Annotated in this window: 18 protein-coding genes; 4 read left to right on the top strand and 14 right to left on the bottom strand. The window is 39.2% G+C overall.

Translation table 11 applies throughout. From position 1 onward, the window contains the following. Window positions 1–25 precede the first annotated feature (25 nt). Window positions 26–2,467: an SF1B family DNA helicase RecD2 gene (gene recD2, locus MKX39_RS21810; protein ID WP_340765470.1), complete on the bottom strand. Its 2,442-nt coding sequence runs from the start codon at window positions 2,465–2,467 to the stop codon at window positions 26–28. A 28-nt stretch (window positions 2,468–2,495) separates the two neighbouring features. Next, a complete protein-coding gene (locus MKX39_RS21805) occupies window positions 2,496–3,407 on the bottom strand; it encodes a hypothetical protein (RefSeq protein ID WP_340765467.1) in 912 nt (303 codons plus the stop codon). A gap of 154 nt (window positions 3,408–3,561) precedes the next feature. Between MKX39_RS21805 and MKX39_RS21800 the strand changes: the two genes are divergently transcribed. Further along, window positions 3,562–4,179, top strand: a complete 618-nt coding sequence (locus MKX39_RS21800; protein WP_340765466.1) for a hypothetical protein — start codon at window positions 3,562–3,564, stop codon at window positions 4,177–4,179. Between the two features lie 69 nt (window positions 4,180–4,248). Here MKX39_RS21800 and MKX39_RS21795 read toward each other — a convergent pair whose 3' ends face one another. Then, window positions 4,249–5,508 carry a hypothetical protein gene (locus MKX39_RS21795; RefSeq protein WP_340765464.1) on the bottom strand — a complete coding sequence of 420 codons (1,260 nt, stop codon included), beginning with the start codon at window positions 5,506–5,508 and terminating at the stop codon, window positions 4,249–4,251. Window positions 5,509–5,938: 430 nt separating this feature from the next. Continuing rightward, window positions 5,939–6,097: a hypothetical protein gene (locus tag MKX39_RS21790; protein WP_340765462.1), complete on the bottom strand. Its 159-nt coding sequence runs from the start codon at window positions 6,095–6,097 to the stop codon at window positions 5,939–5,941. A 106-nt stretch (window positions 6,098–6,203) separates the two neighbouring features. On the opposite strand from MKX39_RS21790, the gene MKX39_RS21785 reads away from it, so the two are divergent. Further along, on the top strand, window positions 6,204–7,055 hold the full coding sequence (locus MKX39_RS21785) for a helix-turn-helix transcriptional regulator (RefSeq protein WP_340765461.1): 852 nt from the start codon (window positions 6,204–6,206) through the stop codon (window positions 7,053–7,055). A 691-nt stretch (window positions 7,056–7,746) separates the two neighbouring features. Next, window positions 7,747–8,790 (top strand): hypothetical protein, encoded by a 1,044-nt coding sequence (locus tag MKX39_RS21780; RefSeq protein WP_340765459.1) that lies wholly within the window; start codon window positions 7,747–7,749, stop codon window positions 8,788–8,790. A 268-nt stretch (window positions 8,791–9,058) separates the two neighbouring features. Here MKX39_RS21780 and MKX39_RS21775 read toward each other — a convergent pair whose 3' ends face one another. Beyond that, window positions 9,059–9,640 (bottom strand): hypothetical protein, encoded by a 582-nt coding sequence (locus MKX39_RS21775; RefSeq protein WP_340765457.1) that lies wholly within the window; start codon window positions 9,638–9,640, stop codon window positions 9,059–9,061. A gap of 136 nt (window positions 9,641–9,776) precedes the next feature. Between MKX39_RS21775 and MKX39_RS21770 the strand changes: the two genes are divergently transcribed. Beyond that, entirely contained in the window at window positions 9,777–10,220 is a 444-nt protein-coding gene (locus tag MKX39_RS21770) for a hypothetical protein (protein ID WP_340771956.1), read from the top strand. 42 nt (window positions 10,221–10,262) lie between these two features. Here the strand turns inward: MKX39_RS21770 and MKX39_RS21765 are convergent, their stop codons facing one another. The 9 genes from MKX39_RS21765 to clpX all read right to left on the bottom strand — a co-directional run bounded on the left by MKX39_RS21765 (window position 10,263) and on the right by clpX (window position 22,608). Further along, complete coding sequence (locus MKX39_RS21765) at window positions 10,263–10,715, bottom strand: hypothetical protein (protein WP_340771954.1); 453 nt, start codon at window positions 10,713–10,715, stop codon at window positions 10,263–10,265. A gap of 66 nt (window positions 10,716–10,781) precedes the next feature. Continuing rightward, window positions 10,782–13,643 (bottom strand): M23 family metallopeptidase, encoded by a 2,862-nt coding sequence (locus MKX39_RS21760; RefSeq protein ID WP_340771951.1) that lies wholly within the window; start codon window positions 13,641–13,643, stop codon window positions 10,782–10,784. 73 nt (window positions 13,644–13,716) lie between these two features. Then, complete coding sequence (locus MKX39_RS21755; protein WP_340765449.1) at window positions 13,717–16,482, bottom strand: hypothetical protein; 2,766 nt, start codon at window positions 16,480–16,482, stop codon at window positions 13,717–13,719. 21 nt (window positions 16,483–16,503) lie between these two features. Continuing rightward, the gene (locus MKX39_RS21750; protein ID WP_340765448.1) at window positions 16,504–18,402 is read right to left on the bottom strand and encodes a VirB4 family type IV secretion system protein; all 1,899 of its coding nucleotides are present in this window, start codon (window positions 18,400–18,402) and stop codon (window positions 16,504–16,506) included. After that, on the bottom strand, window positions 18,395–19,402 hold the full coding sequence (locus MKX39_RS21745; RefSeq protein ID WP_340765445.1) for a hypothetical protein: 1,008 nt from the start codon (window positions 19,400–19,402) through the stop codon (window positions 18,395–18,397). Before MKX39_RS21745 ends, MKX39_RS21750 begins: the two co-directional genes overlap by 8 nt. After that, entirely contained in the window at window positions 19,403–19,756 is a 354-nt protein-coding gene (locus MKX39_RS21740) for a PrgI family protein (RefSeq protein WP_340771948.1), read from the bottom strand. A gap of 103 nt (window positions 19,757–19,859) precedes the next feature. Further along, window positions 19,860–20,213, bottom strand: a complete 354-nt coding sequence (locus MKX39_RS21735; protein WP_340771946.1) for a hypothetical protein — start codon at window positions 20,211–20,213, stop codon at window positions 19,860–19,862. 206 nt (window positions 20,214–20,419) lie between these two features. Continuing rightward, window positions 20,420–21,370, bottom strand: a complete 951-nt coding sequence (locus tag MKX39_RS21730; protein ID WP_340765440.1) for a C40 family peptidase — start codon at window positions 21,368–21,370, stop codon at window positions 20,420–20,422. 101 nt (window positions 21,371–21,471) lie between these two features. Next, window positions 21,472–22,608: an ATP-dependent Clp protease ATP-binding subunit ClpX gene (clpX, locus tag MKX39_RS21725; protein WP_340771944.1), complete on the bottom strand. Its 1,137-nt coding sequence runs from the start codon at window positions 22,606–22,608 to the stop codon at window positions 21,472–21,474. Window positions 22,609–22,610 lie beyond the last annotated feature (2 nt).

Raw genomic sequence — 22,610 nt, 5'->3', positions numbered from 1 at the left:
AAGGAGTGGTTTCTCTCAAGATGTCCTATATAGATGCCTGCAGTTGTGCTGCGAGAGTCGTTCTTCTCTTTTTGCTCGTGAAATTTCGTGCTGCCCGGTCAAAAGCTTCTTCGTTCCCGATTGCTAGGACGAGATCCTTCGCTCTAGTGTATCCAGTGTAGAGAATGCTGTTTTGCAACATTGGATAATGATCATTGGTGAGTCCGAGTATAACAAATGGCCACTGAGAACCTTGAGATTTATGAATAGTCATCGCATACGCATGGTCTAACTCTCGAAGGTCCCCTTCATAGAACACCAATCCTTCCTGGAAACGAACAGTTGTCACGAAAGCATGTCCGATAGCAGTTGATTTCTTTTCTATTTTTTCGATGAACCCGATTTCTCCGTTCATAACTCCCTTGAGACGAAGCTTTTCGAGGCGACCGCTCTTATTTTCGAACCATTCCATTCCATAGTTATTCTTCATCTGAATAACCTTATCACCTTCTTGAAAATAAAGAGATACAGAATCTGCATTTTCTCGGTCCACAATACGATTTAGTATTCGCTCTCCTTCTTTATGAGGATTTAATGCTTGTTGAAGCATGAAATTAATTACATATGTCCCTGATTCTCCACGCTTCATCGGCAACAAAACCTGCATATCGTCGAGGGAGTAAGTCCCTACCATGCGAAGAACAGATTCGACAATTCCTTTCTGGAACGTTTCTTTTGTGTTTCGACGCACAAAATGAGCATCCGCAGAAGATTCTCTTTCAATCGTTTCTCCTCTAATAATTCGGTTTGCATTACGAATAATAGCAGAGTCTAAAGCTTGTCTCTTCACGACATCTAGTGTGACGTGATCCAACACACCAGAAGCGATTAAATCTAGCAGGACTGCTCCTGGCCCTACGGACTCTAATTGCTTTCCATCTCCCATGAAAATTACCTTGGCACCGTTAGGGATTGCGTCTAGTAAGGAAGCAATTAAATGAATGTCAATCATGGATGTTTCATCAATCACATAGCACGTTGCGGACAATGGATTGTTAGAATGATGTTCGAACTTGCCATCAGAATACCCTAATGCTCGGTGGATAGTCTGGGCTGGTCGCCCTGTCGACTGACTAGCAACCTTTGCAGCACGGCCAGTAGGTGCAAGAATCATATATTCAAAAGGTAGACGAGTTCTTCTAAATTTCTCTTCGATTACTTTCAAGATAATATTCAAGGTAAATGTCTTTCCGCAACCCGCCGAACCATCGAGCAAGTGCATTCCGCCTTGTTCGGAAGTAAACCGTTCCACCGCTTCCATTTGTTTATTTTCTAGTGACACTTTCTCCCGCAGAAGCATCTCTCTTGCCACAGGCTCTAGGATTTGTGAAAACGGCACACGTTCTCTTTTTAGAGCTCCAACTGCTATAGCACTTTTAACTTCTGCATCATAGGTTTCTGGAAGGTAAATACGACTTTCTTCTACAACAATCTTATTTGCGATTTTTAAAATCTCTATAGATTCATCAATCAGCTTATCCGAAACACGAACAATGGGAAATCTTCTTGCATGTTTTTCTAACGTTTCTCTCGCCACTTTATATCGCTTACTTCTATAAGAAATGAGTAAGCTTGGTCCTTCTTGACGCTTAAGTATATCCTTGACTTCTTGATAAGTTAACGTCAATTCTAATAACTTTTTGAGTTCTTCTTTTAATTGAGTGTCACTCGTATAACAATGTCCGCTCCATTCAAATCGCTCAAGAACAAACAATATTCCTCCTTCTATTCGCTCGGGAGCATCACCTGGAAAATCCATAGTGGCAGCCACTTTGTCACATGCTTTAAAACTATATCCTTTGAGGTGTATTTGTAACCAGTAGGGATTCTGCTCAATGGATTCTGCTGCTGATTCGCCAAACCTTTTAAACAAATATTCAGCATCTCGCATAGAAAGCCCAAGACCCATGAGCCTCATTAACGAATGGTAATCGTCTTGTAGGACCACGAGCTGTTCTTGCCACGCCTTCACACTTTTCGCACCAATCCCTCGTACTTCCTCAGCTATTCGTTCCGGCTCTTTCATAAGAATGTTAATTACATCCATCCCGTACGTTTCATACAAAAGATTCGCTCGTATATTCAACCCATGGAGCGTCTGGAGGAAGGCAACGATTCCTTCTTTTGTCGATGGTCGCTCTGGATAAACGGCATCCGCTTTTAGTTGCAACTCCTCTTTGTATTCGTAAACCTTCCCTCTTATCTGATACGTTTGCCCAACCTTTAATTGATACGGAAACTCTCCTGACACTTTCGTACGCATGTCATCCAATTCGATGCTATATACACCAAATCGATTGATGTTGTCGTAATAAAATTCGTCTCTTACTATACCAGTTATGGTCAGACGCTCTCCGATTTCTTTTCCGGCCAAGTATCCCTCATTTAGGTCATTTAAGTCATTAAATACATTAAACATACCAGTCATCGTTCCACCTCCTCCTCTTTTCTTGTTTTTATTTTTTTTCTGTCTCTTTTTCTATTGCTTCTTCATCGTATGTTTGACTTTCCACTAATCCTGCTTCTGATAGATAGATCAGCACATCCGGTGCGTCATACTTTAAGCCGTTCTCTTTCAATAGTTGAACGTATCCCTTGAGTGTTTCTTGAATAGATAAGTCTTCTTTCATCGTTTTTTCATAATGAGACATTGCGTACCCTGACACTTTATCCCCTTCTAGAAGAGCATTGCTGTTTTGTCCAAAGTAGAGCGTCGCATAGAAAGATCTGCTTATATGGAGAGATTCCTCCATTTGTGTACCTTTGTGTTTCTCGAGTAATCGGTCAAGCTTCTTAATGCGTTCTGCGACGATATCTAAGTCAAGGACATTGGATTCTGCATTAAAATAGTGCTTTGTCTGTTCTTCACCAGTAAATAGCATAAATTCATACATACTGACATCCATCCCGGATTTGTATTCTTCTGCTACTCCAACAAAATCAGGGCTAAACATAGTCAAGCTTTCTGTTCGGAAGAGAACGAGAGAGTGTTCACTAGCTTCTTTCAATAGAGCCGATAGTCCATCGCTAGCATCTTCTACACCGGTTTTCCATTCGTTCGATAGACTAACAATGCCTAGCTTATTTAGTTCATCCACGTAAGGTTTTACCTTTTCATTTAACTCCATAGCTTTTTCATTTAAGCCGTACAAATAAGCATCTACACCATGCATGACACCCGTTTTGCTCATTTGTGTAATTTTTGCATCTAATTTTTCTTTCGTTTCTACTGGATTAGTAGCTGTCTCTGCCATTTCTGTCAGATATTTTTCTTCTGTATCGGCATCCCATTTTTCTGTTTTTTTCTCACATGCTGTCAAAAGCAATCCGACTGTCAGAACTACTGCCACCCTTTGTTTCCATTTCATATAAATCCCTCCTATTTATTCGTTGAAGTATTCTATTCAAAAAAGGACATTGCTACTACGCATTGCCATATGAACCTGGTAGAACAATAGGAATAAATACGTTTGTCATCGCATATGATGTAGCAGATTCAAAAACGAAAGGGGAATTTTCATTATGAAAATCAAGAATAAAAAAGGTGTAACAATCGAGGAGTTCGCAAATCAATTAGTTTCTATTAAGCAACAAACGAATGAGGATATCGTCGGACTATTTAATGTTCTACCTGATTTCACAGTGCTTGTAGAGATAGACAATTCAACAACTCCAATGGAAATTGCAGATGAAATTCGCTCAGAGATCGAAGATTACTTTGGTGTAACGGAAGAAGATCATGAGGTTGTTGCAGATTTTCTAAACGAAGAAATAGCGAGTGACACATCTGGTCAAAACCCGTTCCAGAAAGTATTAATGGAAGCTGCTCTCGGTAAAATTCCTTTTGGTGGGGCTGTTCACTTCTTCCAAGAAGCAGAACTGGAAGCTGAAATGGAGCAACAAAAATTAGACGAGGAGCCAGAAGAAGAATACACACCTGAGCCCGTTCTACTTGGTGCAGGTATTTCTGTCAATGGACTCTCTCCTAAAGATGACTTAATCGTTCAGCAAGCATTCCAGCAAATTGTAATGAAGGCTGCTCGAGGACAAATCAGTCATAATGACTGCCTTTTCTTAATGCAAGAAGAAGTTAAGAAATATCCTGGTGCAACAATGATCGTGAACACGCAATACGTATAAAACGAAAGGACGCTTCGGCGTCTTTTTTTTTGCACATAAAAAAAGACCCTCGATTAGAAGGTCTCCGTCTTACTTTCGAATAGCTCGCTTTGGCAATGCATGAAATTCGTTCGAACTTAATTGATATTTCTCAACCTCATGTTTTTTAGGACGCCGATATTCCAGACCAAAATCCTGAATCCATGTCATCCACTCTCTCTCTACCACTCGCTTGACTTCCTTCGCTGTAAAACCCACCACTGTTATATCTATTAGGGATTGTTTCCGAACGGGTCCATTTTTCATCAATTGTCCAAAAATACCTCTTAATGTAGGTGCTAGGTGTCTTGTTTTCTTCGTATTATCTACTAATTGTGGAAAAGCTTTATTTGCTGATTCTTCTCCCATCACAGCACGAATTTTTTCTTTCGTCGATTTTCCATATGATAATTTCTGTAGATTTAACTTGCGAAGGTTAGATTCTATTAGTTCCAACGTTTCCTTATAAGAAGGAATGGAAAAGTAGGAAAGATGGAACCCATAACCTAGTTTCGATTGTCTGTGTAGTGTTAAATTGCGTAAATTATCAGGTACATCATCTATAGGAACCTTACGAATAATTCCAAGAGAAGCTAGAGTGTTTATCTTTTTAGTGAAAGTGGTCCTTCCCTCTCCAGCACGTTCTGCTAAGTATCTATGAGAGGCGAAAAACACCGGATTTCCTTCATGTGACCAATGGCTCTTAACCAAAAACGACTCTCCCGATTGAATGAGTTCTTCCAAAACGTGTATTAGTGGCTTCATCACCTTATGATTACGCAGTCCGCTCTTCTGCCAACATTTCATTAACTCTCGGTAATGTTGGTGACCAGATGCTGGCCATTGTTCCTTTACTACATCTGGGGATAGGTGCTTACTGATAAGGTCACAGGCCTCGATATTGCTTAATCCAAATCCAAGTTCAACTAGATCCGTTATGTCCAGTGACACAGTATGGTACATTTTATCTTTTGAACGTTTTGCTCGAGTAAAATAACGAGAGTGTCCTTGTTCATCAATATAAACCCAAGCAAAATGTTGGGGAAATAAGAGACAGGGAAAATATTCTCCTTCTGGCAGATTTGGTCGAAAACATTTATGTACAGGAATTTCTGCAATTATAGAATAAAGAGTTTTTCCTTTTGCGGCAGATAAATCCATTTCTTTTATCGCTGTCAAGTCGAGCATATTAGCCCAACCATTATTTTTAAGGAGGGATGCACGCTTCTCTTTTCGATTAATTCTTCGTATACGTTCCTTTTTTTCATCCAGTTCCCGTTCAATAGCTACGAAGTCTTGCGTTGCATACATGTCAAAACTCCTCCTTTTTACTTGCCTATACTTGTATACTACAGTATACACTTAATATAATTAGTTGTCAATGTAATCCCGAATAAAAATAGAACACCGCAGTACACATGAAAGTGTCTGCGGTAGTTTTTAAGAAAAAAAGAGGGACTTATTAACCTTATTGATTAAAAGAACACTCTTTCTCTTTGTACGCCACTGGGATGTCTTTTTAGTAATTATTCGTCTCTGATTTTTAGCCGCCCAAAAAGCCCTGCTTCTTGGTTTGTTATGCGACTATAAAATCAGACCACTTGAAAGTTTATACATCCGGTTGCGTTTGTTTTATTCTATGCTTTCCAAAATATTTCATTCCAAATTATAGACGAATGACTGCATAAATAAAAAAAAGATTGACTCTGGCGTGCAGGAGTCAACCCTTTTCTTAAATCTATTAATGCTTCCCATCAATCGTTTCATCTGAGTTTTGTACATACTCTGTAGTCGATTGTTTCTCTAAGTTTGTATCCTTACCGCTTGATACATTAGTAAATAGTCCAATAGACATTAAAAATGCTACGATTATTTTACCGAATCTATTTTTATTATTCATTATAACTTCCCCCCTTACTATCTCTCTATCAATTAATATAATATAATAGGATTAGTAAAGATATAGGATGTTATGCAAGAATGTGTAAATTAAGGGGGTAATATTAATGGAAGGTTTCGGTAAAAAAGTAGCTTATTTCAGGAAAACAAAAGGAATATCCATAAAGAAGCTAGCAGAAGGTTTATGTGACGAATCTACTATTTATAGACTAGAACAAGGAAAACAATTACCAAGACTAGAAATTGTTAATGATATCTGTCTGAAATTAGAGATTCCATTTAAAGCATTATTCCCGTTTAATGAAGAGGTTGAGGAACTAAAAAAAAGATGCAGGGAATTTACATATGCGGAGGATTTTATCTCATTAGAACTTGTTTTAGAAGAGTCTAAGCAAATATTACAAGAATTAAACTCTCCTTATTCCAAACTAGAATTCGGAAAATTTATTGGGTGGCATCGAGCAATTCTTTTACATAAAAAAGAAAACAGAATAGATGAAGCGTTATCCGTTTTGAATAGCCTCGTTAATTTAAAGAAATATGGTTCAGAACTAGATACTAGCATCGTTAATTCTATTGGGTTAATTTACTTAGCAAAAAAGAAATACCATGAGGCCATACATATTTACGAAATTCTTTATGCAAAAATTATAAACCGACCTATCATAGAAGATTCTACCCTTCTTCCTAGAATTGGATACAACTATTCAAACTCTTTGTTTAAAATCGGGAATTATGAAAAAGCCTTAATCGTAGCTAAAGAAGTCCTGTCTAACATTGAAACACATCATTTGATGTATTTATTAGGTGAAACCTATCATCTTATTGGTGTCCTTTCTAAAAAAAACGGAAATCTTATTGATGCTGAAGAAGCCTTCAATAAGGCCTTGTTAGTTTTTATTCTTACTGCAAACGATACGAATGCCAATAGGACCAAGGAAGACCTCAAAAATCTATAAAATTAGCTATGTATAAAGGTAATTTAGATTGTGTTTTTGCTCTTCTTTCATTGTTTCACACTCCTCATGCTCAAAAAAATCAACACTATATTATACAAGCAAAACACACTGCCAATGCTTCATTTATGGCAGTGTGTTTATACATTAGCTTTATTTCATTTTGGATTTGTAATAAAAGTGTTTCATCAGCACACTTGTGTATACTTTTTACATTTTATATAGCCAATAGCAAACTTTCTACGTTCTTATTAACAACAATATTAGTTTCCTGCATTCACTAGTACACTTATTAATTCAGTTAATGTTTTTAAATAACTTACCAAAAAGAAACTATTTATCGCTAAAACTATTAATGAAATAGTAATTATTGATTTCATTATTTTTTCCAAAAAAATCACCTCATTTCTTCAATAATATATCATATTATTCAGAAATATATATATTAATAACAAATTCTTGCATAACATCCTATTTCTTATCAAAAGATTCTTCAGTACTATTGAAATTAGATATACAGTTAAAGGAGGACACGAATGGATAATTTAAGTATTACTTTTTATGGCACTTGATTGTCAGTCTCGTGAATCCCCTACGAAACTGGGACTGATGCCTAGTAAAACAACAGCATTTCAATATTTTTTCACTAATTCACTAGTTTCAAACAAAAAATCATAAAGGAGAGATGGTTAATTTGAGTAAATTTAATTTTTTTTCAAAAAGAAAGTTTGCTAGTTCTTTAATGGGTGTGGGTGTATTAATTGCAGGTTTAACAATAGGTAGCCCAGATGCGTTTGCTAAAGACGTGAAGATTAATAAGTGGGAAGAATACAAGGATACATCCACTAAAAACATTATTGAGGATAATATTAAATCGGTTCAGCCCGGATCTTCTAAAGAAACGTATTTGTGGTTGCACAACAATGGTGAACCAATTGATACAAATATCATTTCAGGCGATACAGATTTTTATCTTGAGGCAATTTCAAAAGACGTAGTAAACGGACAAGAAGTGATTGATTATTATTTTAATCAGGTTGAAAATGAAGAACGTACATTAGATGATATTAAGGAAACAGTCCTTGAACGCAAAGCAGAAAACAAAAATGAGCTTTCTGTTAAAATGGGATCTTCTGAAAAAACAAATCTTAAAAATGACAATACTGTTTCTATTGCAGCGGTACAGCCTGTAGCAAATCCTGTTATCAGAAATTTTAACTGGTCTTTCAATAGTTCTGCTCACTATTTAACAACTAGTGTGGAAATGAGCAGAAAATCTAGTACTGCATCTATTAACGGTGTGGCTGGATCAGTATGGGATGTTGTGACAAATACTCAATACGAACGTACGAGTGGTCTACGCTATTTAAATGATCTATATACTAGATTAGCTGTACCATATACTTATCAAACTCTTTTAGATTGGGGACCATCTACTACAAGCAGTAGTACTGTTGCGGTTTCTCTATCTGGTGCTGGAGTACCTGGGATTAGTTATAGTTTTAATACTGGGGTTCGCTATAACACAGTAGACCTGTCTTCTAAGAGTTCTAAATATGGACGTTGGAATTTTACTAGAGCTTTATATCCAATCTATTCAAACAAGTTAACTGCTCGTCCTGCAATTAGATCTTCAAACACAAGCGGTAATTTCGCACTTGAATTAAGTCATTCCCTTGAGTTCGATAACGTAACAAATAATACCGGAGTTATAACAATTACAACTCCAGATAGATAATTAACAAAAGCTCAAATCCACAAGGGTTTGAGTTTTTTTTACTGTTGCTTTATTTTTCGTTCAGTTCCAAACAGAGTAACTACACACAAAAAAACTGCCAACCGGCAGCTTTCCCATCCGTCCTGAGATATGATGAATCCCTAGAATTCAGTCACATGAACTAACCATAACTATTAACATTCGTTGTTCACAAGGAATGTTCTTAGTATAAGATAGCTATAAGGACGTCTATAAACCATCATATGCTTTAACCAATTTATCTATTCAGTTATCGTATACGAATAGTAATGCTTCTCATTTTTACACCTAGTCGTTCTGCTACATCCTCTTGGAGTTCAATCATAAACACATCTCCGCTTGTCACTTTCTCTTTCGCAAAGGTAATGACATGCTCCGTTTCCGTCTGACTAATTGTCTCCATTTCCATCTCTTGACCATTCATAACTACACTATGATTCAAGGCTTGAAAAATCTTTCCTTTTATACTCTCTTCCAATGGAAGGACAGAGAATGGGGCACGCTTTTCTGATACTGTTACGAGAAGTTCTTCAGCAGTTATTTCAAGCTCTCCACTTTCAGGGAATTTTACACCGTTTACGTCGATTTCATAGCTCCATTCTTGCTCAATCAGTTTTGCTTTCTCTTCCTCTGTCAATTTCTCAGTTAGCTCTCGTACGTAATCGCGATAATATTTGGCCTCTTCTTTAAACTGAGAAGCTTCAACCATCTTTTCTAGCTCCTTTTTGTCAATTTGAACCATTTCTTTTGTTTTCGTTTCTTCTTTATCCGAGCAACCCATCAGAACGAGTGTTGCCGCTAGTAATATTCCACTTATTTTTAATAGTTTCATCGGTAATCCTCCTTTCTATAATCTATTCATTTTACATGGATTCATTCATTTAAATCGTCGTACGACGCCGTAGAAAACTATTTACAGCATAGACTCTATTCGGAAGCATAAGATAGAAAAAAATGAGGTGTTGTATATGGTAAAAGACAAAAAAAAATGGCTACTTCCTTTGTTAATTCCTTTGGTAATTCTACTCATAGGTATAGCCTACTTCTACGCATGGCCTGAAGGTAATGAAAAAAATCTAGATAATTATTCCGTCGTTCCACTACCGGCAGAGGAGAACTTAGACGCCTTTGCATATAATGTGAGCAATGTCGAATTGGATAAAAAGCACGCTACTATCACCATTGAGGCGGACAGTCTGATGATATATGGTGTCGAATTTATCAAGCCTTTCGAGCGATATGTTAAAGAAGAAAACAAATCCGTACAATCTGTCACTTTGCTAATATATGAGACAAAAGATGGTGTCAGAGTAATAGATGACCCTATATATATATATGAGGAAGAAACGCTTCGTATGTTAAAGACGGATTTAGAATCGCACGTAGTAGACGAATCGGTATCTTATGAATAGACACACGAAAAAAGAGGTTCCCACTCGGGGACCTCTTCTTTGTTAACTTTTCAGCCATGCGTTTCCGAAATCCATTAGTTCTGGTCCGGATAGAACAGCTGCGTAAACTAGTATGGCAATGACCATTACGATGACGCCTTTTGCAGCACCACTCGATTTACCCATTGCACCAGCCCCCGTCAGGAATGCACCGAAGATAAAGAGAATAATAGCGAATGGTTGACCGAACGTTTGCATAAGCCCAACGACATCAAATCCTCTTCTCTCTACAAAATCCTTCGCTTGTTCAATTTGAACATTGGGTACGTTCACCGTTGGGACACCGCCATTTACATTCTCGTCCGATGTCACCGTTAAGCCTGTCAATGGGTCGGCATTGTTTTCGCCTAACCCTTTACTGGAGTAACTTGCTGCATCCGCGAATGCAGGAGCACTCATCCAAAGGAATACTGTCACCAGCAGGAATGCTGTTACAAATCCATTTATTTTTGACATATCTCTCTTCACCTCCTTCTGGTCTTTTGCTCTATCTTATGCAGATAGGCTCTCATTCATAAGAGCTTATTTGCATGCTGCTTGTGACTTTCCTGCTCCTACTACGATGAAATAAGGATCTACGTATTGACCACCCACGTTAAATTCAAAATGCATGTGAGGTGCTGTCGAAGACCCTGTCGTTCCTGTTAGTCCAATAGCCTGTCCTTGTTTGACTTGCTGACCAACTTGGACTAATCGCTGACTTAAATGGGCATATACGGCTGAGTTGCCGTCCGTAAAACGGACAGTGACATATTCTCCCCAACCAGTACCCATATTTCTGGACACTTCTACCACACCATCGGAAATGGCGTATTGTGGTGTTCCTGTAGGCACTCCTACATCTACCCCTCTGTGCAGTTTCATGACCTTTTCGATGGGGTGGAGACGCATTCCGTAACAGCTAGTCACAATTGGGTTCGGAATAGCTAAAGGCGTGATGTACCCGCTCGCATTCGGCACTAGATTAGTAAAGCTCTCGTAACTTCCGCCCGCTACAGGTGCTGCTGTAGCTGGATTAAATCCTTCTTCCCAGAATTGTTTAGAGTCTGCATCTCCTGTTTCTGAGAATAGTATTTTTTTGTCGAAGGTAGAGGCTTGTTTCATAACGTCGACAACTTCCCATTTATTCATAGAATGTTCAAATACTCTTCTTGGCTCATCTTCTTTGTATTCTTTTCCGATGATTGCTGCGATGATTTTTTTGATAGAATCAAATAATCCACCACTTTCTTTTTCAGGCTCTTTTTCAGGTTCGGACCCTTCCACTGGAGTTTCTGGCGTATTTGGTGCAAAACCTTCTAATTTGTCCCCTGCATAATAACGCATCACGTTTTCGATATAGCAAATATCGCCCCATCGACTTCCCCCAGATTTTTCAAGGTTTGGAGCACACCAATAACTAGCACTCTTTGAACCCGAATAACCCGCTGCTGTTGCTAGTGACATTCGTGCTTCTTCTCTGTATTGCATCCATGCATTACCACTATCCATCCATGCTTCTGGATAATTCTTTTTCATAAATCCACTAACATCAAAATTGTACGACTGGAGTGCTTTTAACGGATTGTTATCATGTGCTTGCATTTTACTAGCAAAATACATGACCCCCCACTTAATCGATTTCTCCGGGTCGTTCCGTTCATTACCACCTATATAGAAGGTTTGCGATTGACCACTATTATTTTTTGCTGTCACTGCTCTCGGATCATTTCCTAAATTGACAATTTGCATAAGACCATCTTTGATATGGGCTTTCCCTCCTGATTCTTGTGCGATAAGGGCAACAATTAAATTAGGGTCTACACCAAACTGCCCAGCATATTTTTCAATGATGTCGTAGTACTGCATGGAACGGGTATAATTGGCATTATTCGTGTGGGTACCTGTTTCGATATTGCCAAGGTCCATTGTGATTCCGCCCATTCGTTCTTCAAAATCGAATTTTTCCATTACGGACTTTGGAACCCATGAACGGTAAAAGAACCCGTAATCCATCAAATAATCTGTGCCGTGGTCTTCTTTTACGAAACGTTCTGGCATTGGCATTGGCTTATCTTCCATAATTTCTCCCTCTCGGAATCGATAGAGGTCGACAGTCTTCACGAATACTTCATATTCTTCTGCTACTTCTTTTTTTGGATCACTTGGATCTTGAATCATTCGTGTGCGAGTTTCATAGACATCATGTGTTTTATAGAAAATGCGGTTCGCATCGCTCGATGGATCTGTGTCTGTTGCGTCTCGAAGTGGTCCCACCGGCTCTTTAAAATTCTCATATGCGAGTTCGATATCCATGTTGAATGTTGTTGCATGCTCAATTAACCAGATTGTAATTGGATACCCTTTCATCATGTAGACATACTCTATACTAATGGGTTTTTGTTTCACGCAATCGCACCCTTTGTCATAGTAGTCTTCTTTTGTCCAAACTCCCTCTACCGTTCGAATAATTTTATCTGTTCGATATTCAAAGATCGTTGCTAATCCCCAGTCATGAACAGATTTCTCTGTCTTCTCAGTGAATTCGTTCTTCTCTTCATCAAACACACGAGATTCTGCTTCTAATTGTGGATCAGCTAGTTTCTTTTGCTTCACAGAAACACCCTTATCCGAAGTTGCTATATAGGGATCTTCTGGAGAACCTACTCCACGAGCTGGCTTTACCTTATCTTTACGTTCTTGCATTTCACCGTTTTCTAACTCCTCATAATAAACGGGCTTTAAAAACTGTTCTGGATAGCGGAATGCCTGTCTATGCAAATCTTCATCAAGAGAAAAAAGGAAGTTTGCGTTCATAGTGTATGTTTTCTCCTGTTTGTAGTAATCTTCCACAGAACCATCTGCCTTCGTAAGACCGTAAGGCACATCCCCTTTTATTCCGGGATTTTTATCTGTTAGCTTGTAAGGCATAACTGGCTTGATAAAGTTCCATGAAGGATCGTCTTCTTCATCAATTATTTGCCAGTACCCAAATCGCTCTTGATTACGATAAAAGTCGATGATCGCTGTGTTCTGTCCAGATACTTCTTTTACCGAATTGCCGTATTTGTCATCGACTTGCATTTCATTTTGATGTACATCTTTCTCGCTGTATTCCTGGTCTTTCCCTCTCATTTCGAACATTACATACCATGCTGATATGACGATAAATACAACAATTAAAAAGCCAATAAGTACTGGGGCTAAAAGTTTTAGGGTTGCTGCAAATCCTTGTGCCATAGCAAATGCTAACTTTTTCGCTGCCATTCCAGCCACTTTTTTCCCGATTCCTTTTGATGCCTTCCGAACAACAGCTTTCCCAGCCTGTTTCGCACCGCTCCCTGCTTTTCCTGCCATATCTTTCGCGAGGCCATCGCCTTGCGTTTGTTTGTCTTCATTACTCATGCTGTTCATCACCCCTTTTTGCCTTATATGCAATTAGAGGGCATTCGACAACCAAAAAAAGAGACCACGAGGTCTAAACCCTCGGGATCTCTTCGTTATTGGTAGTACTCTCTGGCTCTGTAGAAGAAGTCGCTTTTGGACCTGCGAAATATGCGGGTGGAGCAGCTTGTTGATCTGCTCTTCTTGTTTGTTCAAAGCGGACTCTACCATTTTCGTTAGATGAATTAAGTGATTGGAAGCCCATACGGTCTGTAGCTTTCTTACCATATAAAACTTCATAGTTTCCTTGTGCATTCACGCGAGCATTGGAAACACCTTGATGATACAGATTTAATCTTTCGCTGTTGTCTTCCGAACTATATGCGTCTACGTAGCTTTGAGCCTGAGAAGCATAAGGAGAGGAAGGCGTATACTCCATCCACTGGCTACCCGCGTCTGAACGTGCACTGACAATTCCTACGTCGGACAATTGATCTCCATCAAAAGCTGCTTCTTCAGTTCCGTCTGCTCCAATATAAGAAGAATCATAACGAACAGGTTGTTCCATTGTCATCCCTACAAACTCGTTACTTGCATCGATTTGTCCGCCTGATGATTGGGTTCCTGTTCCTTCTCCTGAAGATCCTTTCTTATTTGAACCTTTCTTGCCATTCTCTGGCTTTTCACTTCCGCTATGGAAACGATTGAAAGCAGCAGGTCCTTGTTCTCCACCTAATGCCATACCATATCCAGCAGAACCCGCTAATTTAGTAGCTACATATCCAGCACCAGCAGCCGTAACTAATGCAGATTTTAATCCGCTGTTATTAGAACCTGATGAATTCGCACTAGTTTGGGCTTCAGATTTTGTCATGCCGTCAGAACCTCCAACATATGGACCTTCTTCTGATAATGAACCTCCACCTAATCCACGTTCTTCAGTACTTCCTGCACCGCCTGAAGCACCTGCTGTCATAGAGGAATTATTCATATTTGCACGACTACCTGATGAAAATTCACTTCCAGAAGGATTTGACGAACCTCCCCCTGACGACTCCCCACTACCGGATTCACTGGATGAAGATTTACCTCCATCATTCGACTCTTTCCTATTGTTATGCTCTTTTCGCTTGTTTGTACCCGCTTTAATTGCAGATGCTCCAAGTGCAACAGCTCCTGCAGCTCCAGAAACACCCATCTTACTTGCAAGGTCTCCCCCGTTACCAAATACTAAACTACGGAAGAAGTTTGTGAGCGTGATGAGGGCAAATAAGGTTACTGCTGTTTCTACACCTCGACTCATTACTGATGTTTGCAACAAGAAAGCCAGAATGAAAGCATGGAACGACTGCATAAATACATGTCCTGTGAACTCACGAACTGCATTTCCGAAGATCATTTTCCATTTGCCACCCATTGCAATAGCGACCATAAACAATGGTGCCATCATCATCATTATTGCTATGATGATACCCCTGATAATATAAGTGAAATTAAGCCAAAGTTCTACAAAGAAATAGAAGAACTGTAAAATAACTCCGCCCAAGAATCCTGAATAGTTGTTCACTTCACTAAGTGTATTTCCATGCGTTTTTAATGCACCAAACAGATCTACTATCCGATAATTCATCATCAGGATAAAATCCATAAGAGGCATGAGAAATACGAGAGCAATAGAGGTAACAATCAAGTCTTGAATACCTTCCATCATCGAAACTCGCATCGCCGGGTTCACAATAGACAAGTTACGTTGTATCAACATTTTCGCAAAAGCGAACATAATAATAGAATATGCTACAGCTAGGAACACGTAATAATATTTCGACATGTTATCTTCCCATGCAGATGGCATTACCCCATGATGCCAGTAGCCAGAGTTACGTATACCCTCGTTGTAAACTAGATCATTCATAGGATAGAGTCCTAGTACGTCACGTAAGCCTCGAAGTGTATTCTCTGTCATCTCCACTACTGATTCTTCTAGCTTGCCAACTCGACGTATCTCATTGACATTCGTAGTTGTATGACCATTTACATCAAAGGAATACCATGCTTGGTAAGCAATATTCGACCAGTTCAGATATTTAGTATCGTCTGAATACTCATAACCGCGTTTCAGAGATTTAGCAAATTTGTACGTGCTTGAATCTGCATTATATCCCTTGATCATTTGGAAAGGAAATTCGAATTTTTGAGTCCCTTTGGAAATAGTGATCCAGTCGGCATCGCCAAGACCATCTTTTGCTAAGCCTTGATTCTTAATTCTCCCTTTCGAAACTTTCCATTCATTATTCGGACCTACACTTTTCCCTCCTTGAACAGCAGCGATTAATTTATTCGTACGCTCCCTTAATTCTTCAAGAGATTTCGTTGGTTCACCTGCATAAACAGTGGCAAGTGCACCATTCAATCCACCTACAAGCGTGTCACTAATTAGTTTAGCACGCTCATAGTCTGTTGCGGTTGCATGATTTGTTGCTTTCCAAAGTTCCTTGTTTGCTGCAAGGTGCCCGCCATCTTGTTTGGAAGGGAACGAGAAAATCATCGGAGGGTTACCATTTAACTGAAGGCTGGAAAACTCTTTCTTTTCAATCTTCGTTGGCACATCGCTAAGAGTACCTCCAGTGCTACTCAGGTCCGTAAAATCACCTAATGCATACTCTGTATGTTTCGACTCTCCAGACATTTTCGACACTTTATCATGCAGAATGAACGAGCTATACTCAAAACTTCCGTTATCAACCAAGACATTCATAAAGTAAGCGTCATGTGCTTCTGCTATGTTACTTGGTCTAAACATGCTGACAAGTACAACCAATATCATCAGCAACGCTGGCCATTTGCGTTTTGTTTTATTCAATTGGGTAACCCCCTCTCTTTTTTATACTTGTGTCGCATAGGCACTCGTTATCAAGTTTTTCTCATATTCAAAGGCATAAGCAAAACCAACCGAGCTTTCCTCTCTCATTTTTAATAAAAACTGACCTTTATTGGCTGTAAGCAAGAAATTCTTTTCTCCGTCCGATAACTTAAAGGTTGTTTGCAATGCATCGATATCGGTAGAATCTTGCTGTAGGAATATGTTCACTGACGCATTTGTTAAAACTGCTTTACCTTGTGGATTATCTGCGAACTCAATAAAGTTTTGGGATGCGACAAGTAATCCACCGTTACGTTTACGAATACGACGTGCGGCATTTTCTAGAAATTGAGATGTATACTCATTTCCTGGCATGTTTTTATTTACTAACATCCACGCCTCATCACAGATAACACGTTTTTTTATTTTTGGATCCTTCTTCACGAATTTCTCCCATGTCCAACTCATCGACACATACATACCGATAGGACGGAGAACGTTTTCTTCTAAAGCAGATATGTCGAATACAACTACAGGAGAACTCTTCAATTTTTTCAAGTCTTCAGATGTTTGTGTGTCAAACATGTCGTATACTCCACCCTTTTTGAACATTTTAAGTCCGTTCGCAAGAGTTTTGATATCGTGATTCTGCTCAGTTTTGGCATATTCCTCTAAGAGGATATGGAAATCTGAAAAAGTAGGCATATCTTTCTTTTGTCCAGCAAACGTGAATTCTCCTGTTTTCTCATCAAATTTCGGCTCAGTCACATACAAGCTAGACGGGCTATCCGTGAAACCAGCGTTCGTATAAACCTCTGCTATAATGTAGGAAACAATCGATAACTGCTCTTGCGTCATAGAACCTGCCATAACACCAATAAGGTTCAATACATCAGCTATTTTCGCTTTAAGATTGACGACTTTACGTCCATCTTCTTCTTCCTCTTCTTCAAGATCAAATGGATTTAGTTTTGTCTTAGAATCTGGAGCAATCTTTACATAAGAACCTTTTAGAGCGTATGCTAATGGCTTATATTCTCCCTCTGGATCGATTATGACCGAGCGAATTCCCTTGATCGCTGAACGGAGAGTAAGAAGATTTACCAAAAATGTCTTACCAGAACCTGCTTTACCAAAAACAGTTAGATTTGAATTTCCTAATAGGTCTCTGTCATAGAAATCAAGATACATCGGCGTTCTTGTCGACATGTTTACTCCGCTAAATACTCCAGTTGGATGTGAAATTTCCGAGTTGTAAAATGGGAAACACGCAGTAAGGGCTCCTGTACTAAAGTTTCGGAACTTGTCCGGAACATAACTGTTTGCATAGGGCAGGGCAGACTTGTAACCATCGTCCTGACGAAGATATACAGGCATGTGATGGATTTTACGACCTCTAAGGCGATTGTCGAGTTTTTTCGTTTCTTTATCCAACGATTCTACTGAATCTGTATATAGATTCGTAGCAATCTGAACATGGAATAAATTCTCGTAGTTTTGCTCGATACGTTCACGCTGTGCATAGAGCTGTCTAACAATATTTTGAAGGCGTGTAACGTTTCGTATTGAACCTTTTTCCGTCTCCGTAGATAGCTGTGCCTCGAACTGTGTGATCTTATGTGTCAATTCATCCAAAGCTGAACGGTCATCAGATGGTTGAATGTGGATTTGTGTATCCATATCTCCGTCGTAGCTATACAACTCGTCTAACCAACCAACGGATACGTTCGAAGGAAAACCATGCATGATAAAACTTCTAGCATACTTGTCTCCCACTTTCATATAATCCTCGAAACTTCTATCAAAAGAAGGAGGGGCAAACATATCTTTAATATCTTTTGAACCCCGTGCAAGAACGTTCTCTGCATTCTTTTTAGGAGTTACTTCGACTGTTTTTGATTTCTCTTTTCGTTTAAACATGTAAGCCACTCTCCTTTTCGTGTTGTTTTTTGAAGTTCGTCTCGAAGTTATCAAAATCTCCTTGTGCTACTTCATGGTCATCTTTTTGTTTATGGTAGCTACCCAGTCGATCGCGTAGTGAATCAATTGTTTCCAATGCTTCTTGTAATCGAGCGAGTTCTGGTTCGCTTAAATTTTCATTGTATAAGTCTGTCTGTATACTGTTTTGAGCTCTGTATAGAATCCAGTCCATACGCTCTTCGTCTTTCATTTTGTCTAAACGGTTTTCTCCTTCGGTCATGAGAGATAAATAATGACCTTCCATGATATTGTCGACATGCAGATAATTTTCTCTGTTATAGGTAGAGTAGATAAGCTCAGCTACATCACGAGTACGCATGATTCGTGTTTTTACTCCCATTGCAGAAAGTCCGTCAGCGACCATGTTTACACGAGTACTAACTTCTTTTAAGACGTAATCAAATTTCTCATCATCATCTAATTCACCCATATTCATGGCTTCGTCAAAAGGGATAATAATATATTTCTTCTTTTGTTTGTTATTTTGGATTTTTTCGTTCAAATGCTCCATGTCACTTAAATACTGATTTGTATATTCCGCAAGTTGTGGAAAGACTTCGAGCGTTTCCATCGCATCTTTCTCTGTTGCTTTTAACATTTTCGAATTATCAATGATTCTCGTTTGCAAGAAGATGGAAGTAGGAAAAGATAGAGAGTTGATAAATGCCTGAAAGGAAGATTCAACTGCGTCTTTTTCTTTATTCGTTCGCAAATGATAATTTAAAGAAGAACACTCGATATACGCACGGTAACGATGATTCGGCATTGCAACCATTCCCTCTTTGATGTCTTCAAAAGGAATAAAGTCCTGTGCAGTTGTTGCTTCTTCCATGTTTAAGTTGTCTTGATTTCTAGGGTCGGTCTTCTTTATTTGTTTATAAGCAAAGAACCCCATGCCCCCAATAATTAGAAGAAATCCTATGATTAAAATAGCTACCATTTACAACACGTCCTTTCGTCTGTTTGGTAATTTATGCACTTTCCGTTTGAATTTCTGTTTAAAAGTGATGTATTGAAACAATGTCAGCTCGTTTTTTTTATAAAGAGCAAACGGTAGACCGCTAGTAGCTCCAATCAATCCGAAAACTAACGCAGCTTTTCCGCCAATAAGATCGAATAGCAAGGTGAAAATTATCGCCCCTATTCCAAGTCCCCCTAACACCCAAAAAAATTGATTAATATTAAGGATTCCTCCAATTATTTTTTCTTTTTCCGACATATCTGGTGGCATTGTGTAATTATTCATATTTTCACGAACAAGGCTAATATGGTCCGTAGCATGTTCATTCCTCACCTCTCCATTTTGTATATTTGCTGACTGTCAGGACCTTGACTTAGTCAACTATGTATAAAGAGCCGACAACCAATGGGTTGCCGACTCCGATTGCCTCGAAGGGCTAGTTGATGGAGCGATAGAACAAACCAACGATTAACGATACTGCTCCGAGCCCGGCCGCGGCGATACCTGACCATAGCACGCCTGTTAAGGCTGCACTTCGTGCGTTAGGATTGCCTGCAGATGCTCCCAGTTTCAAGAACTGAAGGATGAACACCACAACCATCGTTACTGCAGCGATACCAGAGATCCCTACGATGAAGTTTCGGTATTTCGAAATCAGCGTGTTCCATGCAGAACCAGTACTTTCACTGAAACCTGCACCAGTAACCGTCATCTTGCCATCCGTTATAGTTACTCCTGGAATTTCACCATTGCCAGCAGCATCAGCTAAATGAGGCATACCTACTGCCATCAAGCCGAACATCACAGCCGCAGCAGTTACATATCCGAAGTTTCTTTGTGCGTTTTTTGTCATTTTGTATCACCTCCTATATGAAGTCACGGTCAACCCGCGACCATGCTGTTATCTTATATGCAGTTAGTCACCCGCTTAACACTATCGTTCGACCGTACAACGCCAAAAAAGTATGCAACAAAAAAAAGAAGGCGAATGCCTTCTTATAGAATCCTTTTTGCGAATAGAAACCTTTCCTTCCAATAGGGCTTATCTATTGGGGCAATGTGTACTTTTTTTCCAGCTGCATGAATCATCTTTCCATCACCAATATAGATGGCTACATGAGAAGCTCCAGGTTTATATGTTTCAAAGAACAACAGATCTCCAGGTACATATTCCGTTACTGTCTTGCCCAAAACAGATTGTGTTAGGGCAGTTCTCGGTAGTTCTATGCCCAATTTTTTAAACATTTCTGTCGTATATCCCGAACAATCAAAACCTACTTCCCCATTACCACCCCAAATATAAGGTTTCCCTAGCTCTTTGCTAGCATAATAATAGAGTTCATCAAACTGACTTGGAGCTTTGAATGATACATTTTCCTCCGAAATTAGATGAAGCTTGTCTTTTATATTAGCTTCGTATTCTTTTCCGTTAAATCCTGACAACTCCAGTTCTGTTCCGAACGGGAAGGCGTCTCCAATCGAATATGCTTTTGTAGAGATGGGGACTTCTGTTGTCACTTCAAACACGTTTTCACTTGAGATCCATCCGCTTTGACCAGATAATGTTTGAATCTCTACTAACCCGCCCTCAGCTTCTTTCATTACCTTTTCCAAACCAGTGGTCGTAAGCAAGGGCAATGATAGCAACCCACCTTCTGAATGAATAACAACCTCAGGCTCCACTTTCTTATCCACTAACTTCGTCTGATGTGTCTGCATGAAGGAGTCGAGCGGAACGGCATATTCTTGGCCGTTGACTGTAACCGTTGGGTCAGCTAATAATTCATTATTCCAAGTAAACGATTCTCCTTTTTTGATTGTTGTTTCTAGTGGAGCAGTTGGAATTGTTGTATCTTTCAAGAACACTCCTTGATCTGCGAATGCAACTTGCCCAAAAGCTAAACTAGCGATTAAAGTTAAGGTTATTGTTTTTGTTTTCATTTTCATTCTTTTTTACCTCTTTCTAATCTATTATTTGTCCTTTTTTACTTTACACCTCGAGTTTTCAGAGAAAAGCCCCCTAATCATTGGGATAAGGGGGCGAGGGTTTAGTTTGCTGTTTGCATTTCTTCTTCTACTAACATATCAAGTGTGACGAGAAGACTTTTATCTTCGCTCTTACCTGGTATTTCATACATCATTTCGAGCATTTTACTCTCTATGATACTTTTCAAACCACGAGCACCCGTTTTCTTTTGAAGAGCTTGCTCAGCAATATAATCAATTGCATTATCTTCAAATATAAGGGCAATGCCGTCCATTTCGAATAAGGCTTGATACTGTTTAACCACAGCATTTTTAGGTTTTGTCATGATATCGCGAAGATCTTCCTTCAGCAATGGGTTCAATTTAGCAATAATCGGGATACGCCCCATGAATTCTGGAATAAGCCCATATTTGATGAATTCCTCATGTCCGGGACTTTTCTTTTTCATAGTTGTTTTGTTTTCTCTTAAGAACCCGACCACCTTGTCCTCCTTATTACCTTTGCTGTCAATCATGTCAACGAAAGCCCCACCGAATATAAACAAAATGTTTTTGGTGTTAAGCGTGACTGTTTTTGGTTGAAGTTGCGAACCAATGGACAATTTGACATCACGGTCCTCCATCATTTTCAACAAAGCTTCTTGAACAGAACGACCGCCTGGATCTTTTCGGTCACCGTTAGACGCTAATTTATCTACCTCATCTATATAGATAATTCCTCGCTCTGCTTTTTTTATATCTCCATCCGCACGTTCTAGTAATAACTGGAGAACGGACTCGACATCTTCTCCTATATAACCCGCCTTTGTTAAGGTAGTTGCATCCGCAGTTACAAAAGGCACATCTAACAAGGTAGCAAGGGTCTGAATCAAATAAGTTTTCCCGGAACCAGACGGGCCCCAAATGAGCACATTCGACTTCGTAATTTCCACGAGTTCAGTCGCTTCTCTTCCTAATCGTTTGTAATGATTGTATGCAGCAACAGCTAGTGTTCGTTTTGCTTCTTCTTGTCCTATCACATAGCGGTCTAGTTCTGCTTTCATATCGGTAGGAACTAATAAACCAGTACGACTAATTTTCTTTCTTTCTCTTAAAATTTCATGAGCTCTTTCTGCACAGGTTTTGCAAATAGAAACCTTGTCCGCAGTGAGTTGTTTGTTTTTCGGTCCTTCTGGCATTTGACAAAATGAACAGTTCATTC

Source organism: Psychrobacillus sp. FSL K6-1464, assembly GCF_038003145.1.
Lineage (GTDB): Bacteria > Bacillota > Bacilli > Bacillales_A > Planococcaceae > Psychrobacillus > Psychrobacillus psychrotolerans.
This window is presented reverse-complemented; position numbering and strand designations above follow the sequence as displayed.